Source organism: Streptomyces sp. NPDC056486, assembly GCF_042795295.1.
In the GTDB taxonomy this organism is placed as follows: domain Bacteria; phylum Actinomycetota; class Actinomycetes; order Streptomycetales; family Streptomycetaceae; genus Streptomyces.
Genome location: NZ_JBHTSF010000174.1, coordinates 1 through 18029, shown reverse-complemented (window position 1 = coordinate 18029; position 18029 = coordinate 1). Strand labels below are relative to the sequence as shown.

At 71.8% G+C, this 18029-nt stretch carries 10 protein-coding genes; 5 read left to right on the top strand and 5 right to left on the bottom strand.

The window, feature by feature from the left end; genetic code table 11:
* Positions 1–117: 117 nt before the first annotated feature.
* Both lhgO and ACFQ7F_RS39145 read right to left on the bottom strand, forming a co-directional pair.
* Complete coding sequence (gene lhgO / locus ACFQ7F_RS39150; RefSeq protein WP_383281919.1) at positions 118–1320, bottom strand: L-2-hydroxyglutarate oxidase; 1203 nt, start codon at positions 1318–1320, stop codon at positions 118–120.
* 171 nt (positions 1321–1491) lie between these two features.
* Positions 1492–2958 carry an MFS transporter gene (locus ACFQ7F_RS39145; RefSeq protein ID WP_383281915.1) on the bottom strand — a complete coding sequence of 489 codons (1467 nt, stop codon included), beginning with the start codon at positions 2956–2958 and terminating at the stop codon, positions 1492–1494.
* 700 nt (positions 2959–3658) lie between these two features.
* Here ACFQ7F_RS39145 and ACFQ7F_RS39140 point away from each other — a divergent pair.
* Together ACFQ7F_RS39140 and ACFQ7F_RS39135 are read left to right on the top strand one after the other, a co-directional pair.
* Positions 3659–5755, top strand: a complete 2097-nt coding sequence (locus ACFQ7F_RS39140) for an asparagine synthase-related protein (protein ID WP_383281912.1) — start codon at positions 3659–3661, stop codon at positions 5753–5755.
* Between the two features lie 79 nt (positions 5756–5834).
* On the top strand, positions 5835–9110 hold the full coding sequence (locus ACFQ7F_RS39135; protein ID WP_383281909.1) for a BTAD domain-containing putative transcriptional regulator: 3276 nt from the start codon (positions 5835–5837) through the stop codon (positions 9108–9110).
* 48 nt (positions 9111–9158) lie between these two features.
* On the opposite strand, the gene ACFQ7F_RS39130 is transcribed toward ACFQ7F_RS39135, so the two are convergent.
* Entirely contained in the window at positions 9159–11138 is a 1980-nt protein-coding gene (locus ACFQ7F_RS39130) for a sigma-70 family RNA polymerase sigma factor (RefSeq protein ID WP_383281906.1), read from the bottom strand.
* A gap of 229 nt (positions 11139–11367) precedes the next feature.
* The gene (locus ACFQ7F_RS39125; RefSeq protein WP_383281903.1) at positions 11368–12141 is read right to left on the bottom strand and encodes a TetR/AcrR family transcriptional regulator; all 774 of its coding nucleotides are present in this window, start codon (positions 12139–12141) and stop codon (positions 11368–11370) included.
* Positions 12142–12515: 374 nt separating this feature from the next.
* Between ACFQ7F_RS39125 and ACFQ7F_RS39120 the strand changes: the two genes are divergently transcribed.
* Positions 12516–13874 carry an NAD(P)/FAD-dependent oxidoreductase gene (locus ACFQ7F_RS39120; RefSeq protein WP_383281900.1) on the top strand — a complete coding sequence of 453 codons (1359 nt, stop codon included), beginning with the start codon at positions 12516–12518 and terminating at the stop codon, positions 13872–13874.
* Positions 13875–14016: 142 nt separating this feature from the next.
* On the top strand, positions 14017–15687 hold the full coding sequence (locus ACFQ7F_RS39115) for a SpoIIE family protein phosphatase (RefSeq protein WP_383281897.1): 1671 nt from the start codon (positions 14017–14019) through the stop codon (positions 15685–15687).
* A 33-nt stretch (positions 15688–15720) separates the two neighbouring features.
* On the opposite strand, the gene ACFQ7F_RS39110 is transcribed toward ACFQ7F_RS39115, so the two are convergent.
* Entirely contained in the window at positions 15721–17007 is a 1287-nt protein-coding gene (locus tag ACFQ7F_RS39110; RefSeq protein WP_383281893.1) for an MDR family MFS transporter, read from the bottom strand.
* Between the two features lie 116 nt (positions 17008–17123).
* Here ACFQ7F_RS39110 and ACFQ7F_RS39105 point away from each other — a divergent pair, with 116 nt between their 5' ends.
* Positions 17124–17672 (top strand): MarR family transcriptional regulator, encoded by a 549-nt coding sequence (locus ACFQ7F_RS39105; protein ID WP_367043520.1) that lies wholly within the window; start codon positions 17124–17126, stop codon positions 17670–17672.
* Positions 17673–18029 lie beyond the last annotated feature (357 nt).

The following is an 18029-nucleotide window of genomic DNA, read 5'->3' as shown; positions in this document are numbered from 1 at the left end:
GGCTGAAAGATTTCAGCCCGTCCGGCGATTGAGGACATCTTGTAAGGGGGTCCAGGGGGCGGAGCCCCCTGGTTTCGGGAAGGGGCGGGATTGGGGATTGCCCCGCAGGGCCCGCCCCTACAGCAACGCCAGCACCCGTCGAGCGACCTCACGCCCAATCGGCAGCGAAGCAGTCGCCGCAGGCGAAGGCGCGTTCAGCACATGCACAGCCCGCGCCCCCTCCCGGATGAGGAAGTCATCGACAAGCGTCCCGTCCCGCAGGACGGCCTGCGCCCGCACCCCCGCAGCCACCGGCACCAGATCATCCGAGGTCACCGCAGGCAGCAGCCTCCGCACCGCCGTGGTGAACGCCCCTCTGGAGAGGGACCGCCGAAGCTCCCCCGCCCCATACCGCCAGTGCCGCCCGGCCATCCGCCAGGCCCCCGGCCAGCCCAGCGTCCCCGCGAGCTCCAGGGGCCGCACCACACCCCATCCGTACCCCTCACGGGCCAGCGCCGGCACCGCGTTGGGCCCCACGTGGACCCCGCCCCCGATGCCCCGCGTCAGATGTACCCCCAGGAAGGGGAAAGCCGGGTCGGGCACCGGATACACCAGGCCCCGCACCAGCTCGGGGCGCGCAAGATCGAAGTACTCCCCCCGGAAGGGCACGATCCGCATCCCGGGGTCGTCACCGGCGAGCATCGCCACCTGGTCGCACTGAAGCCCCGCGCAGTTGACGAGGACCTTCCCCCGCACCACCGAGCCGTCGGCCGTGCGCACGGCCACTCCGAGCGCCTCACGCCGGTCGATGCGGACGACCTCCGCCCCGTACCGGACATCCGCACCGGAGGCGTCCGCGAGCAGCTGCGCCACTGAGCCGTAGTCACAGATGCCCGTCGAGCCGACCTGGATGGCGGCGAGCCCCCGCACCTCAGGTTCGTACTCCGCGATCTGCGCGGGGCCCAGCTCCCGCACGGGAATGCCGTTCTCCCGGCCGCGCTGGACGAGTGCGTGCAGGCGGGGCAGCTCGGAGCGCTCCGTGGCGACGATCAGCTTGCCGGTGACCTCGTGCGCGATGCCGTACTCCGCGCAGAACTTGATCATTTCGGCGGCGCCCCGCACCGCGTACCGCGCCTTCAGGGAGCCGGGGCGGTAATAGATCCCGCTGTGGATCACCCCGCTGTTGCGTCCCGTCTGGTGCCGGGCCGGGCCCGACTCCTTCTCCAGGACGGTGACCCGCGTCCCCGGCGCGGCGCGGGTGATGGCATACGCCGTCGACAGACCGACGATCCCGCCGCCGATCACCAGCACATCGCAGTCGTACGTCAAGGCCCGGACCATCCCGCATCACCTCCCACCCCGATAGTGCACTGCGCCACTGACAACGCCCCCAAACCCAGCGAGGACCGCAGGGTTACAGAGCGCGGAAATGCTGTTGCCGTTTCGGCGGTGCATGAGGGTGCATGAGGGTTCATGAAGGACATATCGGGCCCTGGGTCGCTGCCTGAACCACTACGCGGGAGCCATGAGCAGCGGCCGCGCCCGCTCCCGCAGCTCCACCACCCGCGGCTCGTCCCCGTACGGCTCCAGGCGGTGCAGCAGGTCCTTCACGTACTCCGTGGTCCGCGCGGACGAGATGCGCCCCGCGACCTCCAGCGCGCGCGTGCCCTGCTCGCAGGCCGCGTCCAGGTTCCCGGACTCCAGTTCGGCGACCGCCGAGACCACGAGCCGCAACCCGTGCGAGCGCACGAACTCCTCCGTCGGCCGCGAAAGCGCCTGTTCCGTGAAGCGCCGCACCTGGCGGGGCGCCTTCAGGTCGCGGTAGCACTCGGCGGCGTCCGCCGCGAAGCGGTCGTATCCGTAGAAGCCGAGCCACGACGGGTCGTTGTCGCCGTCCCGGGCCCGCTCGAGCCATCCCTCGGCCGCCCGCAGCGCCGCCCCCGCGGCCTGCGCGTCATTGGCGCGGGCGTGCGCGCGTGCCTCGACGAGGCGGAAGAAGCTCATCGTGCGTGCGGTGGCCAGACCGCGGTTGCGCTCCAGGGCCGCCTGCGCGAGGTCGACGCCCTCGTCGCCGAAGCCGCGGTAGGTCGCCTGGAGGGACATGGAAGCGAGGACGTAGCCGCCTAAGGGCACGTCGGCTGCCGCGCGGGCCAGGCGCAGGGCCTGGATGTAGTAGCGCTGGGCGGCCTCTTGCTGGCCGGTGTCGAAGGCCATCCAGCCGGCCAGGCGCGTCAGCTCGGCCGACGCCCCGAAGAGCGAGCGGCCCACCTCGTCCGAGTACGAACCGAGCAGCAGGGGCGCCGCCTCGACCCGCAGGCACTCCGGGACCATCGACGAACGCCAGTCTCCGCCGCCGTACTTGGAGTCCCAGCGCCTGGCGTCCTCGGCGGCCTCCCGCAGCTTCAGCACGTCGCTGTGGCCGACCTTGATCGACTGCCCACTGTTCGCGCTGTTCGCGCCGTCATCAGGGTGGCCCGCGTCGAGGGGCTCGTCCAGGGTGACGTCACGGGCGACCGAGCTGTCGGCCGGGGTTATCAGCCAGCGCGAGGCGGGGGTCGCGTACGCGCTCACCGCGAAGGAGCCGGCGAGGGACTGCCAGATGCCGCCGCTGCCCGCGCGCCTGCCCGCCAGATCGAGGCGGTATAGCTCGGTGGCCGACTTGACCGCGGCGCCCACGTCGCGCGGGAAGGCCAGGCCCACCTCGGGCGCGGGATCGGCGTCCGCGAGCCCGATCTCGTGCAGCGGCACGGGGCGGCCGAGCTTCTGCCCGATGGCCGCGGCGATGAGGTGCGGGGCAGCGCCTTGCGGCACCATGCCCTTGGACACCCACCGGGCCACCGACGTCTTGTCGTATCGAAGCGTCAACCCGCGTTGAGCGCCGAGGTCGTTGACCCTGCGCGCGAGTCCCGCATTGCTGATTCCCGCGAGGGCGAGAACGGTGCCGAGTTTTTCGTTCGGCCCGCGTTGCTCCCTGGACATGGCCACCCCTCGACACAGACGGCTGCCGTGCAGTGGCTTGACCGCGCGGCATTCGTGCTGCGTTCCCCCAGGGACAGCGGCGTCCGCGACTACGACCGCCGTGGCCTGGAACATCGGCCGCAAGAGCATTTGGCCGAGCCCCCAGGTATATGCCTCCGCGAAAACATCAGCACACACAGCGTAGTTCGCCGAATCCCAAGCGTTAAGAGGCGCAGATCCGGATGGCGAGATTGTTGCCGGTAGCGAAGCACGGGAGTGCCGGGGTGTGCTCCGGGTGTGTGGCCGTGCGCCCACGCGTGCGCTCTTCTCCGGCCATAAGGGGAGCGCTTCCATGGACGGTGCGTGGGTCGGCCCGCTGCGCTGGAGTCAGCGGGCTGGGGGACACCGCCGCCTCCATCCCCGCGGGCGGCGGGCCAGTCCGGGGGGCGAACGAACGCCTCCCGGACTGTGTGTTGCCAGTCAGGGTTCCGCCGCGCGAGCGCCATCCGATGATTTGGCCGAAAATCGCCTCTCCGGAGGCGGGGGTATTGCACCCCCGAACAAGTAAAAGGGCGTGGTCGCGCCCTTCAAGTACCGCTCCCCCGGGGCAGATTAAGGGGAGTGTGAGCACCCCCATAGGCACTCCCGCGCGCCTCCTTCGTGGCAGCATGGGACCCCAGTTCTTCGATGCGCTGGTTGTCCACAGCCTGTGGAGGCAACAATGCGGTGGTTGGTGGGGTGGAGCAGCACTGCCGCGAAACCTTCGGTGGTCGGCTCGGCCGGGGCCACCGGTGAGAACGGCGAGACCGTTCATCCCGTGGGTTCCCAACTCCTATGGGGCGACCCGGATCCGCTCTGGGCGGTGGGTGACTGGCGCTCCGACGAGGTGCGCACGGTCAAGACCGACGAGCAGACCCGCATCGCGGTCCTCGGTACCTGCGGTGCGAGCGACGAGGAGCTCAGAGTCGGTCTGTTCGCGGCCCGCGGCGGCGCCCTGCGGCACCTGACCGCGTGGTCCGGCAGCTACACCGCGGTCGTGCAGGTCGGGCGCCGCGTCATGGTCGCCGGTGACCTCGCGGGCGCGCGCCCCGTCTTCTACACCCCCTGGGCCTCCGGCACGGCCTTCGCGACGGCCGCACTGCCCCTTGCCGACCTCATCGAGGCCCACCTGGACATCGGCCACCTCGCCGCGCTGCTCGCCGCGCCCGACGTGCCTGAGGCGCTGCAGGACTCGACGCCCTACCAGGGCGTGCGGCGCGTGCCACCGGGGCACGCCCTGATCCTGCGCGCCGGCGCACGGGAGATCGCCGGGTACGAACACGTGGCGTCCCTCGCGGTCGCCGCGCCCGCCGCCGACGCGACCGCCGCGGTGGACGGCGTCCGCGACGCCCTCGTGGAGGCGGTACGCGCCCGCCTGGGCGCCCCGCGGCACGTCCCCGGAGCGGAGGTCGACCCGGGGCCCGTGCCCGGCATGGGTCCCGCCGAGCGGCGGGCGGCACGCGGGATGCCGGTGCCCGGCATCGGCGCCGACCTCTCCGGAGGACCCGCGTCCGCCACCCTCGCGCTGCTCGCCGCCGGCCTCCCCGGGATGCCGGGTACGGTCCTCGGCCATGGCACGGGCGCGGGGGAGCGCCTCCTTGCCGTCACCTTCAACGACCTCGCGAGCAACGGCCGTGAGGCCGAGCTGGAGCGGGCGGGCGCCATCGCGGCCAACCCCCGCCTGCACCACGTAGTGGTCGCCGCGGGCGAAGAGGCGCTTCCCTACGCGGACTTGGAAGGGCCTCTGACGGACGAGCCGAGCTCCGCCCTCGTCACGGCCCAGCGCCACCGTGCGCGGCTCTCGTCGGGCAGCGCGGACCACTTCACGGGGTACGGCGCCCGGCAGGTGCTCGACGCTCATCCGGCCCGCCTCGCCGACCTCCTGATGGACCGCAGGCGGCGCCATCTGGTGCGCCCCGTCGCGGCGTTGGCGAAGGCGGACGGTTCGCCCGGCTCCGTCATGGTCCCCGCGCGCGTGTACGGCGCCGCGCGCAAGCTCTCCCGGATGCCGTACCGCACGGGCGTCGAATCGCTCGCCGACCGTCTTCTGCAGCGCCGCTTCGACGAACCGGGCGGGGCGGTGGGGGCGTCGATGGCCGCCCTCGCGTGGGCCAGGCCGGGACCCGCGGCGCGCTGGCTGACGGGCGAGGCCCTCGCTGAAGTATCGGTTCGTCTCCAGGACACGACCGGACGCCCCGGCGCCGGATCCGGCCAGCGCCCCGGCGAGTTCCGCGCCCGCGCGGCGCTCGCCCGGCACGCGGCGGACCTGCGCGTCCTGGAACAGGCGGCCGAGGTCCGCTTCCAGCGCCTGCACGCGCCGTTCCTGGACAACCAGGTGGTCCGGGCCTGCCGCGCGCTTCCCGTCGCCCTGCGCGTCCAGCCGGGGGCCCGCGCGGCGATCCTGCGTACGGTCCTGGAAGGCGCCGGAGTGGCCGAACTGCCGCCCGGCTGGGGCGCTCCGTCCCACGCGTCGTCCGCCGCGGCCGCGCGGACGGGCCTGCGGGTGGCGCTCGACGACCTGCTTTCCCTCTTCGACACGCCCTTGCTCGCGCAGGCGGGCCTGGTGGAGGCCCGCGTGGTCCGCAAGGCGCTGCGCGCGGCGGCGGAGGGCGAACCACTGCCCCTGGACGGTTTGGCGGACCTGGTCTCCACGGAGCTGTGGCTGCGCCGCCTGCTCTCCCGCCGGGGAACCTGCTGGACGGGCACGCCCGCACGGCAGCGGGCTGTCCCTACGGGGAGTGTGGTGCCGGAGAGAGGGGCGTTGGGGGCGGGGCGGTAGCAGGGACGGGGGAGGGCTGGCGCGCCCGGGGAACGGAAACCCCCGCGCCCCGACCCGCCACACCGGCGAGAATGACCCCGTGCGGTACAGAATCCTGGGCGCCACCGAGGCGTACGACGAACAAGGGGCGCCCCTGCCCATCAGTGGCCGACGGCTGCGCGCCCTCCTTGCCACCCTCGCGCTCCGGGCGGGCCGTACCGTCCCCGTGGACACCCTCATCGGTGAGGTGTGGGCGCAGGACGAGCCGCCGGCCGACGCCCCCGCCGCACTCCAGGCCCTCATCGGCCGCCTGCGCCGCGCCCTCGGCAAGAATGCCGTCGCATCGGAATTCGGCGGCTACCGCCTCACCGCCGCCCCCGAAGACGTCGACCTGCACCGCTTCGAACGCCTCGTACGCGAGGGGAAGGCGGCCCTGGACCACCAGGACCCGGCATCAGCCGCCCGCACCCTGCGCGAAGCGCTCACCCTGTGGCGCGGCCCCGCCCTCGCCGACCTGCCCGACCGCAGCGCGGCCACCCGCCCCGAAGCGCTGCTCGCCGAGGCCACCCGCGCGCGCGTCGAGGCGGACCTGCTCATGGGCGGCGCCTCCGACGTCGTACCGGAGCTGAGGGAACTCACCGCCGCGCAGCCGTACGACGAGGCGCTGCACGCCCTCCTGATCCGCGCCCTGCGCGACGCGGGCCGCGGCGCCGACGCCCTGGCCGCGTACGAGAACGCGCGCCGCACACTCGCCGACGCCCTCGGCGCCGACCCGGGGCCTGAACTCCGGGCGCTGCACGCGGAACTGCTCGACCCGGCCGCCAAGAGACGAGAGGGACCAGAGCGGCCAGAGAAGACAGAGCGGCCAGAGAAGACAGAGCGGCCAGAGAAGACAGAGACGCCAGAGCGACCGGAGAGGCCCGCGCGAACAGGCAACCTCCGCCCCCGCCTGACCTCCTTCGTCGGCCGGGAACCCGAACTCGCCGCCATCCGTTCAGATCTACGACGAGCACGCCTGGTCACCCTCACCGGCCCCGGCGGCTCCGGCAAGACCCGCCTCGCCGAGGAAGCCGCCGCCGGGCATCCGCAGGCATGGCTGGCCGAGCTCGCCCCGCTCGATCAGCCCGAAGCGGTCCCCGGCGCTGTCGTCAGCGCTCTCGGTCTGCGCGAGACCGTGCTGATGACCAGCGAGTTGACGGTGCCGCAGGACGACCCGGTCGCCCTGCTCATCGAGTACTGCGCCCCGCGCAGCCTGCTCCTGCTCCTTGACAACTGCGAGCATGTCATCGGCGCCGCGGCCGACCTCGTCCATACCCTCCTCACGCACTGCCCCGGCCTCACCATCGTCGCCACCAGCCGCGAACCCCTTGGCGTGCCCGGCGAGTTCGTGCGCCCCGTCGAACCCCTCCCGCCCGACCCGGCGCACCGCCTCTTCACCGAGCGCGCCATGGCCGTGCGACCGGACTTCGCCCCGGAGCAGGACACCGAGGCCGTCGCCGAGATCTGCCGCCGCCTGGACGGCCTCCCGCTCGCCATCGAGCTGGCCGCGGCCCGCCTGCGCCTGCTCACCCCCCGGCAGATCGCCGACCGCCTCGACGACCGCTTCCGCCTCCTCACCAGCGGCAGCCGCACGGTCCTGCCCCGCCAGCAGACCCTGCGTGCCGTCGTCGACTGGTCCTGGGACCTGCTCGACGAGCCCGAGCGGACCGTGCTGCGCGAGGTGTCCGTCTTCGCGGGCGGCTGGGACATCGAGGCGGCCGAGGCGGTCTGTACCGGCCCCGCCGCCGACCTCATCGGCGCCCTTGTGGACAAGTCCCTGCTCATCGCCGAGCCGACGGCCAGGGGCGACATGCGGTACCGCATGCTGGAGACCATCCACGAGTACGCCTCCGAGCGGGCCGCCGAGACGCCGGTTCTGCGCGCCGCGGCGGGCCACCGCCACACCGCGTACTTCCGCGCCCTGGTCGAACAGGCCGATCCCCTGCTCCGCTCGGCGGAGCAACTCCCCTGGATCCAGCGCCTGGAGACCGACCTCGACAACATCCGGGCGGCCATGCAGCGCACGGTCGAGTCCCACGACGAGGAAGCGGCCCTGGCCCTCGCCCTGGGCATCGGCTGGTTCTGGTGGCTGCGGAACTACCGCAGAGAGGGCACGGAGTGGGTCACGAGAATCCTGCGACTGGCACCACCGATGCCGCCGCCCGAAGGGCCGGACGGCGTCCCCGCCGCCACGGACGCCGCCGCCACGGACGACCCGCTCTACTGGCCGTGGATGAGCCTGCGCATGCTGCACCTCTTCCTGGTCATGGAGGCCAGGGAGAAGGAGGCTTTCACGGGGGACGAGGGCCGCGCGTACGTCGGGCGGGTGCGGGACGCCTTCGCGCAGCCGGTGCCGGCGGCGGCCCATTTCCCCGGTCTCATCTGGCCGTTCACCGTCTTCTTCCTCGACAGCATCGAGGAAACCAGGCCCCATATGGACGCGGCGGTCGCCAACTGCCGTAAGTACGGCGGGGACTGGGAGCTCGGCGTCAGCCTGATGTTCCGCGCGCATGTCGCGGTCGATGCGCCCGGCCATCTGAGCGGCGTCGACGAGGACCTCGCGGAGCTGCGCGCCCTCAGCGGACGGGCGGGCGACCGCTGGATGCGCGCCCAGGTGTCCAGCGCGGCGGGCGAGGCGGCGATGGCCCGCAGCCGGCACGACGAGGCCCGCGTCGAGTACGAGGAAGCGCTGCGGCTCGCCTACGAGGTGGGTGCCTACGCCGAAGCGCCCTTCCTGATCGTCCGGCTCGCCGAGATCGCGTACCGCACGGGCCGTCGGGACGAGGCGGCGAAGGCCCTCCACGAGGCAGGCGTCGAGGCCGACCGCTACGGCGTTGCGGATTCCCGGGCGTTCATGCGGATGTTCCAGGCGCTGATGGCCCTTGACGACGGCGACATCGCCGGGGCCCGTGCCCTGTGCGACGAGTCCCGCGCCGACGCCGGGCGTGGCAACCCGCCGCCGCAGTTCGAAGCGGACCTCCGAAGCCTGGAGGCCAAGGTCGTGGCCGCCGAGTCAGGCCCGGAGCGGGCGCTGCCGGTGCTCGCCGAGGGCCTGCGGATGGCCCTGGAGAGCAAGTGCGCGGAGCTGGTCGTCGCTTCGTTGGTGGACGGCGGAGCCAGCCTCGTGAGCAGGCTCGGCAACCACGCGGGCGCGGTCCGCCTGCTGGCTTTCGGCACCCAGCTGCGGAGCGGCTTCCCTCGCCCGATGCCGGGGCTCGCAGAGGCCGAACAGGTCGAGACCTCAGCACTCGCCGCCCTCGGCCCCGGCCGGTACGAGGCCGAGCACGCCGCGGGCGCCGAACTCACCGCCGCCGAGGCGCTCGCGCACCTGAGCTGAGCTGAACTGAACCGCGGCCTGCGTACCGCGAGGCCCACGTAAAGCTGCCTACGTGCAGCGGAAGCGCGACTGTGCCCAGTCCGCGAGCGCGGCCGTGTCGAACGGCGAGTGCGGCTCGACGACCAGGCGGATCGTCTTGCGCCCGGTCAGGTTCACCTGCACGGGCACCGCCGGGTCCCCGCCCTTGACCAGCGATGACCGCCACAGCCGCACGCCGTCCCCAAAGATCGAGAAGCGCACCTTGCCCAGGCCCAGCGTCATGTCGTCGACACCGACGACCGCGTCATACGTCGAGCACGCGCGGTTCAGGTCGATGGTGACGGAGGACTGGCCATGGACGGTCACCCCGTGGCCGTACTGCGTGTTCGCGACGGACAGGCCGGAGCGCTGCCAGACCCAACTGCTCTCGCCGAGCCGCATCTCGGGCTTGGTGCCGTCACCGACGACGCCGTACCGCAGCTCGCTCCACTGGTAGACCGTCGGCGCGGGCGGCGGCGGAGGCGGCGGCTCGGGCTTCGGCTTGGTCGGTGTGGGCGTAGGAGTCGGCGTCGGCTTCGGGGCCGGCGGCTTGGGCTTCGGTGGGGGCGTCGGGGTCGGCTTCGGCTCGGGAGCCTGCTTCGGGGGAGGCTTCGGCTTCTTCTCGGCGACCGGCTGCTCGGGCTTCGGCTTCGGCTTCGGTTCCGGGGGCGGCGGTTTGCTCGGCGCGACGGGCTCCACGGCCGGGGGATTCCCGGCGCTCGGCAGGTCCTTGGGCTTGTCCCCGCCACCCGCGGTGAGGGCGATCGCCGCAGCCGCGGCCGCGACGACCACAGCCGCCGCGATACCGGCCTTCGCGGGCGCGCCGAGACCCTCGGCGGCGGCACCGCCACCGGCCGCACCACCGGACGAGCCGCCGCTCGCCGCTGCCGCACCCGCGGCACCTGCTCCCGCGGCACCCGCGGCGCCACCGCCGACGAGCGCGGCCACCTTCGCGTACCCGGCGGCACCGAACCAGCCGATGACCGCGATCGGCACGACCCCGGGGATACCGCTTGCGACTTCCTTGATCTGGCCCGCGGCCAGGCGGCACTTGACGCACTCCTCCAAGTGCTTGCGCAGGCCGCGCTCGGCCCGGGTGCGCAGACTGCCGCGTGCGTAGGCGCCGAGCCGGTCGGCGTAGCGGGCGCACTCCTCGTTCTCGGCGAGGGCGGTGCTCACATGGGCCTGGAGATACGCCTCCTTCAGCCCCTCGCGCGCCCGCTTGGCGAGCACCCGGGTGCCGTTGGCGTCGAGCCCGAAGAGCGTGGCGACGTCGCTGGGGGACTCGTCCTCGATCTCCGTGTGCCACAGCACGGCCTGCCAGCGTTCCGGAAGGCTCCGGAACGCCTGCATGGCCATGGACTGCTCGGCCTCGTGCATCGCGAGCACGTCCGCGCCAAGGTCCAGGCCCGCTCCGAAGGAGCCAACGGATGCAGTGTCGTCGGAGACCTCGGAGCTGCGGGAGGCCTGCGCCGCGAACACCGCGAAGTCCTCGACCAGTTGCTCCCGCTTCGCCGACTTTGTCCACCCGGCGGCGACACGGCGCACGGTGGTGAGCAGATAGGCGCGCACCGCGTGCTCGGGCCCGCTGCCGCCCCGGACCGCCTGCAGCATCCGCGCGAAGACCTCGGCCGTGAGGTCGTCGGCGGTGTGCGCGTCCCGGCAGCATGTGCGGGCGTACCGGCGGACTGCTTCGGCGTGCCTTCGGTACAGCTCTTCGTAGGCGGTGTCGTCGCCCGCCCGCATCCGGGTGATCAAGTCGCTGTCGGGCGGCGGGCCGTCCCCGGGCGCGAGAACTCCGGCCTCGGTCGGCAGGAGGGGCGGTGCGGCTTGGCTCCGGACGCCTTCGCGCTGCGGCGGGACGCTGGGATCCGCGCCGACGGGTCCGCCACCGGCCACGGGCCCGCCACCGGCTCCGGGGCCGCCCTGGCTCGGTACCTGCCGAGGAGGCTGTCCTCCGGCCCCCTCGCCCAAGGCGGAGGACGACTCGTCCCGCCCGTCACCACTCATCGCGGAAAGCCCCCGCTTGCACACTCAGACCCGGCCATCCGGGAAAGAGTGCCACACGGGCGTGCTCCGGCGGTCGGCGATGACGGGCAACCACCCTTCCGAGGTGACTTCCCGTATTCGAGCACTACCGTTCACCCATTCGGGGAAGGCTCAACCGCCACGTGCCGACCAGCGGTTGAGCCGTCCTCGTGCCGCTCCTGTGCCGCTTTTGTGCCGTCCCCGGGCCCCGTCAGACCGTGGGGCGCGAGCGGAGCCCTTCGAGCAGGATGTCGAGCAGCCGCGACGAGGCCGCCGCCTGCTGCGCCGCGTCCGGCAGCGAGGGCGCCGCCGTGGCTATCACCAGGAGCACGTCCGCCACGGTCACGTCCGGGCGCAGCTCGCCCGCCGCACGTGCCCGCTCCACGAGGCGCCCGACGACGTCCAGGAGCGCGACCGCCCCCGGGTCGTCCGCCGCCGGCTCCTGGACCGGAGCCGAGCGCTGCTCGACGAGCCGCAGCTCGGGAGCGACCACGGCCGCCTGCCGCTGCTGCGGCACGCGCGCCTCGTCGTCCCGTACGCCCGCGACCTCGTCCGCGACGCCCACCCGAAGGACCTGGGGCGGCAGGAGCCGCCCCGCACCCGAGGCGACGGACGTCCGCAGGAAGCGCGAGAGCGCCGACCACGGTTCGTCCTCCTGCCCGAGCGCCGAACGTGCCTGATCTGTCAGCCGGGAGGTTTCCTCCTCGGCTATGCGCCGCACCAGTACGTCCTTGCTGGGGAACCGCCGGTAGACCGTGCCGACGCCGACTCGTGCGCGCCGGGCCACGTCCTCCATCGGTGCGCCGTAACCCAGCTCGCCGAAGACCTCGCGCGCCGCGCGAAGTACGTGCTCAAGATTGCGCTGTGCGTCCACACGCAGCGGCGTCGAACGCGGTCCGTCCCCCATGTCGCGTCCGTTCCCGCTGGTGGCGACGGCTGATGCCGACGCCGTGCTGGAAGTCCAGTGAGATTCCTGAATATGCATACGCGTTTCCCCCGGTAATGACGTCTCCCCCCGGAGACTCTCCCCGCCATTGACAACCGGAGTGTGAGGATCGAACTAGATTCCGGGCCCCGTAGCTGGACCCGACGAGCGCATCCCCCGACACCCCGACGACACACGAACATAGTTGAGGCAGAGTCAATTCAGAAGAGGTGGGTTCCGCACGGAGCGCCCCCCGATCGGAGTACGGACTGATTCCTACCCGATTGATCCTCTTCACTTCCCCCCTCTTTCACCCGCTGACCTGCAAACCTTTCGCCCGCCAGGCCACGGCCCGCACGGCGTGCCGCGCACCGCGACCGGTCACACAAATTGTCGAGCCTGTGGACAAACTCCTGAGGTGGGTGCGTCATGGGGTGGTGAAGGAACCTGTGCGCATTCTCGTTGTGGGCGGCGGCTACGTCGGCATGTACACCGCGCTGCGCCTCCAGCGGAAGCTGAAACCGGAGCTGAAGCGGGGCGAAGCGGAGATCGTGGTGGTGACGCCCGATCCGTATATGACCTATCAGCCATTCCTGCCCGAAGCCGCTGCCGGCTCCATCTCGCCGCGTCATGTGGTGGTCCCGCTCCGCCGCGTCCTGGACAGATGCCGCATCGTCATCGGCGAGGTCACGTCGATCGAGCACGCCAAGCGCACGGCATCCTTCACCACGCTCGCCACAGCCGATGAGGGCTCGGGCGCCGTCGACATCACGTACGACGAACTCGTCCTGGCCCCCGGCTCCGTCTCGCGCACCCTGCCGGTCCCCGGCCTCGCCGAGCACGGCGTCGGCTTCAAGACAGTCGAAGAGGCCATCGGCCTGCGCAACCACGTCATCGAGCAGATGGACATCGCCTCGTCGACGCGCGACCCGGCGATCCGCGACGCGGCCCTGACCTTCGTCTTCGTGGGCGGCGGCTACGCGGGGGTCGAGGCGCTGGGCGAGCTGGAGGACATGGCCCGCTACGCCTCGCGGTACTACCACAACGTCAAGGCCGAGGACATGAAGTGGATCCTCGTCGAGGCCAGCGGGCGGATCCTGCCCGAGGTCGGCGAGGAGATGGGCAAGTACACCGTCCGTGAGCTGCGGCGCCGCAACATCGACGTACGTCTGGAGACCCGTCTGGACTCCTGCGAGGACCGGGTCGCCGTACTGAGTGACGGCGCGCGCTTCCCCACCCGCACGGTCGTGTGGACCGCGGGCGTCAAACCGCACCCCGTGCTCGCCGCGACCGACCTGCCGCTGAACGAACGCGGCCGTCTGAACTGCACCGCCCAGCTGTCCGTCGACGGCGCCACGCACGCGTGGGGCGCGGGAGACGCCGCATCCGTCCCCGATGTCACGGCGGACGAGCCCGGCAAGGAGTGCGCCCCCAACGCCCAGCACGCGGTACGCCAGGCCAGGACGCTGGGCGACAACATCGCGGCGTCTCTGCGCGAACAGCCCCTCAAGGAGTACACGCACAAATACGTTGGCTCAGTCGCGTCCCTGGGACTCCACAAAGGCGTCGCACATGTCTACGGACGGAAGTTGAAGGGCTACCCTGCCTGGTTCATGCACCGCGTCTACCACCTGAGCCGTGTGCCCACCGTCAACCGCAAGTCCAGGGTGCTCGCCGAATGGACCCTGTCGGGCCTGTTCAAACGCGAGATCGTCTCCCTGGGCTCGCTCGAGCACCCGCGTGCGGAGTTCGAACTCGCTGCCGGGGGCAGAAGCCCGAAGGAGTCCTCCTGACCGGAGGCAGGAACTCCCTGCCGGACACCGGCGTCTGACGGATGTCAGTCCGGTCGGCCAGACTGTTCGTGTGACCATGGGCGGGCCAGGACCGCCGGAAATCCCCGCCCGATCCAGAAGCGACATCACGAGGCCTACCGCAGTGAACTTCACGCGCTGGAGCGCCCGGCTCCCCGGAACGCAGCGCCGCGCCGCGGCGCGCACCGACCTGGGGATCTCCCCGCCACAGCGAGCCGAAAGCTCCGTCCCTGCGGCCCGCGCCGAAGGAGTCCAGGAGGGCACGACCCTCACCCCCGCCGCCGGCGTCGACGAACTGCCCACCCGCGATGTGCTCGACCGCATCCCGGCCCTCGTCGCCCTGGTGCACGGCCCCGAGCACCGCATCGCGTACGTCAACGACGCGTACGCCACCGCATTCGGCGAGCGCCCCGTGGGCGAACCCGCCCGCGACGCGCTGCCCGAGCTGGACGAACTGGGCCTGCTGCCCCTCATGGATCAGGTCCTGCGCAGCTCCAAGCCGCGCACGGTCAAGTCCCGCAAGGCGCCGAGCGGCCGTTCGTACACGTTCACCTGCACCCCCGTGACGCTCCCCGCGGGCGGCCCCGCCGCCGGGCTCACGGACGACGGCATCCTCGTCTTCGCCGCCGACGTCACCGACCACGCGGAGGCCGCCGAGCGGCTGCGGGCCAGCGAGCGCACCCAGCGCGAGACGGCCGTCACGCTGCAACGCTCGCTGCTGCCGCAGGAGTTGGAGCAGCCGGACGACCTGCGCATCGCTGCCACGTACCAACCGGGCGGCACGGAAGCCGCGGTCGGCGGCGACTGGTACGACGTGATCACCCTCGGCGGCGGCCGCACCGCCCTGGTCATCGGCGACGTCATGGGCCGCGGTGTCCGCGCCGCGGCGGTCATGGGCCAGCTCCGCACGGCCGTGCGCGCCTACGCCCGCCTCGACCTGCCCCCGCACGAGGTCCTCCAGCTCCTGGACGGCCTCGCCACCGAGATCGACGCCATGCAGATCGCCACCATGGTCTACGCCGTGCATGACCCGAACGAAGGCAATCTCGTCTACGCCTCCGCCGGGCACCTGCCGATCCTCGTACGGGACGAGGGCGGAGTGATCCACCGCGCGGAGGAGCCCACGGGCCCGCCGCTCGGCACCGGTGGCTGGCAGCACACCTCGGGCTCGGTCCCGCTCGGCCCCGGCTCGACCGCCGTCCTCTACACGGACGGCCTGGTCGAGCGGCGCAGCGAGGACATCGACGAAGGCGTCGCCTCTCTGGAGCGCGCCCTCGCGGGCGCCACCGGCACACCCCAGGTGGTCTGCGACCGCCTGATCCGCGCCCTGGGAGTGACGGCCGACCACGACGACGACGTGGCGGTACTCGTCATCCAGCACCCGGCACGCACCGGCCTGGACGCCGAGCTGTTCCGGAACGCGGCCCTGGAGCTGCTCGGTGGTGTGGAAGCGGCGCCACGCGCGCGTGCCTTCGCCACCGGAGTCCTCGCCAGCTGGCGCTTCCCGCCCGAACTGCACGACCTGGGAGTCCTCGCGGCCAGCGAACTGGTCGCCAACTCCCTCCAGCACGGCACCCCGCCGATGCGCCTTCGCCTGCGCCGCACGGACCGCCGGCTGATCATCGAGGTCACGGACGGCGACGACCACCTGCCGCGCCGCCGCCGAGCCGAGCCCGCGGACGAGGCGGGCCGTGGCATCGCCATCATCGCCACGATCGCCTCGAACTGGGGCTCACGGCGCACACCGGGCGGCGGCAAGGCGGTCTGGTGCGAATTCGCCCTCCCGCGCGCGTAAGTACGCGTAAGTACGTAAGTACCCGCGTAGTACTTAGGAGCCGGTGGGCACAGGCTCCACGGAGTCCGGGGTGCCCTGAGCGACCACCCGGCTCTTGGCCACGTACGGCTGGTTCTGCAGCGGAGTGAGCTGCCGCCCCAGACGTACCGCGAGCACCGTGATGCCCAGCGAGAACAGCAGGAACGTCACGATGTACGGGCCGTGCAGCGCGGCCCCCATCGGACCGCCGACCGCAGGACCGACCGCGAGCGCCAACTGCTTCACCAGGGCGAACGCCGAGTTGTACTGACCGACCATCCCGGCCGGAGCCAGATCGGCGACCAGCGGGGCGACGGTCGGCGACAGCATCGACTCACCGAGTCCGAAGAGCGCGTACGTGGAGATGAACGCGGCGGTCGCCATGGTCTGGCTGCCATGCCCCATCCCCGCGTAGCCGGCCGCGATCCACGCGACGGCCCAGATGAGACCGACGGCCGCGATCACGCGGGACCGCTTGCGCCGCTCGACGAACTTCAGGACGGCGAACTGCGCGACGACGATCACGGCCGTGTTGGCGGCGAGCGCGATGCCGAGCGTCGACGGCGAGATCCCGGCCGCCTCCACGCCGTACGCGGAGAGACCCGACTCGAACTGCCCGTAGCAGGCGAAGAACAGCACGAAGCCGAGCACGCACAGCTGCACCATCGCCTTGTGACGGAGGAGCGCCCGCAGGCCGCGCTGCGGGGCGGACCCGTCCGTGGGCACGGCGTCCTGGATGGACGGCGCGTGCGGAAGCCGCACAGTGACGACGATCGCGGCGAGGACCAGGAACATCACGGCCTCGATGGAGAACAGCGTGATGAAGCTGCCCGGGTCGTGCTCGTCGACGATCTGGCCGCCGATGAGCCCACCGATACCGAGGCCCAGGTTCTGCAGGAAGAACTGCATCGCGAAGGCACGCGTGCGCGTGGTGGGCGTCGAGCACCAGACGATCATCGTGGCGAGCGCGGGCTGCATCACCGCGGTACCGGCGCCGAGAAGAGCAGCCGAGACGATCGCCGTCGGCTCACTGTTCGCGAGGCCCAGGGCGAGGGCACCCACCGAGGCGGTCAGCGCCGCTCCCATAAGTACGGGGAGCGGGCCACGTCGGTCGATGACGCGCCCGGTGACGGGCAGCACGATCAACGCGGCCATGGCAAAGGCGGCGAGCACGATGCCCGCCGTACCGGCCCCCAGATCCCGCACCTGCGCCACGTACACGTAGAGGAACGGAACCGTGAACCCCACGCCGAACGCGCTCAGCGCGCTGCCCACCTGAATACGACGCATCGCTGCGCCCATCGCCCTGGTCACTTTCACCTGCCTTAGGAGTGAAGACTTCGAAGCTAAAGTTAGAAGCTAAACAATACACACAGAAGAACTTCAACGCCAAGTGAGGTCGTGCCATACTGCGGCCCATGGGTGACACTCCCGGCCCCAGTGAGCCGACTCTCGAAGAGCAGATCGCCGCCTACCAGCGGGAGTTTCAGGACCTCGACCCCCAGGTCGAGGAGATCGTCTCGGCCCTCGGCCGCCTCAACCGGCGGATGAGCGTCGCCTACGGACGGCAGACCGCGACCCTCGGCATCAGCAACGCCGAGTGGGAAGTCCTCAAGGCCCTCGTCCTCTCCGGCGCCCCGTACCAAATGGGCCCCGGCGAGCTCGCCAAAGGCCTCGGCCTCACGCCGGCGGCCATGACCCACCGCATCGACCGCATGGTGGCGGAGGGTCTGGTGACCCGGGACCGCGACGAGACCAACCGCGTACGAGTGATCGTGGAGCTCACCGCGGAGGGCCGCGAGAAGTGGCTTGAGGCGATGCGCCTGGCCACGGTCTTCGAGGAGGACCTCCTCCAGGACCTGTCCCAGGAGGAGCGCGGCGCCCTCGGTGAAGTACTGACTCGCCTCCTTCGCAGGGTGGAGCACGCCCAGCCGGACGCGGGCGGACGCCTCACCGACCTGGACTGAGACGGCGGTTGGGGCCCGGGTCGAGGACCAAGGCGAGGACCAGGCCGAGCGCCCCACCACGGCGTTTGACAGTCACCCACCGTCTCAGTAAAGTTCTTCGGGTTGCCACGGAGCCGTAACGGTTCTGCGACAGCCACTCCCGCCGCTGAAACGCGGCAAAACAAACTCTGCACGACATCCCCCCGGGAACGACTTCGGCATGCCCGAATTCAATTCCAGGACTCGATTATGAGTAGCCGGGAAGAACCGCTAGAGTTTGAGACGTCGGAACGGCCCAACAGCCGGGAAGACAAACCCCGCTGACTGGGAATCAGGCCCGAAAGGATCTGGTAGAGTCGGACTCGCCGGAAAGGGAAA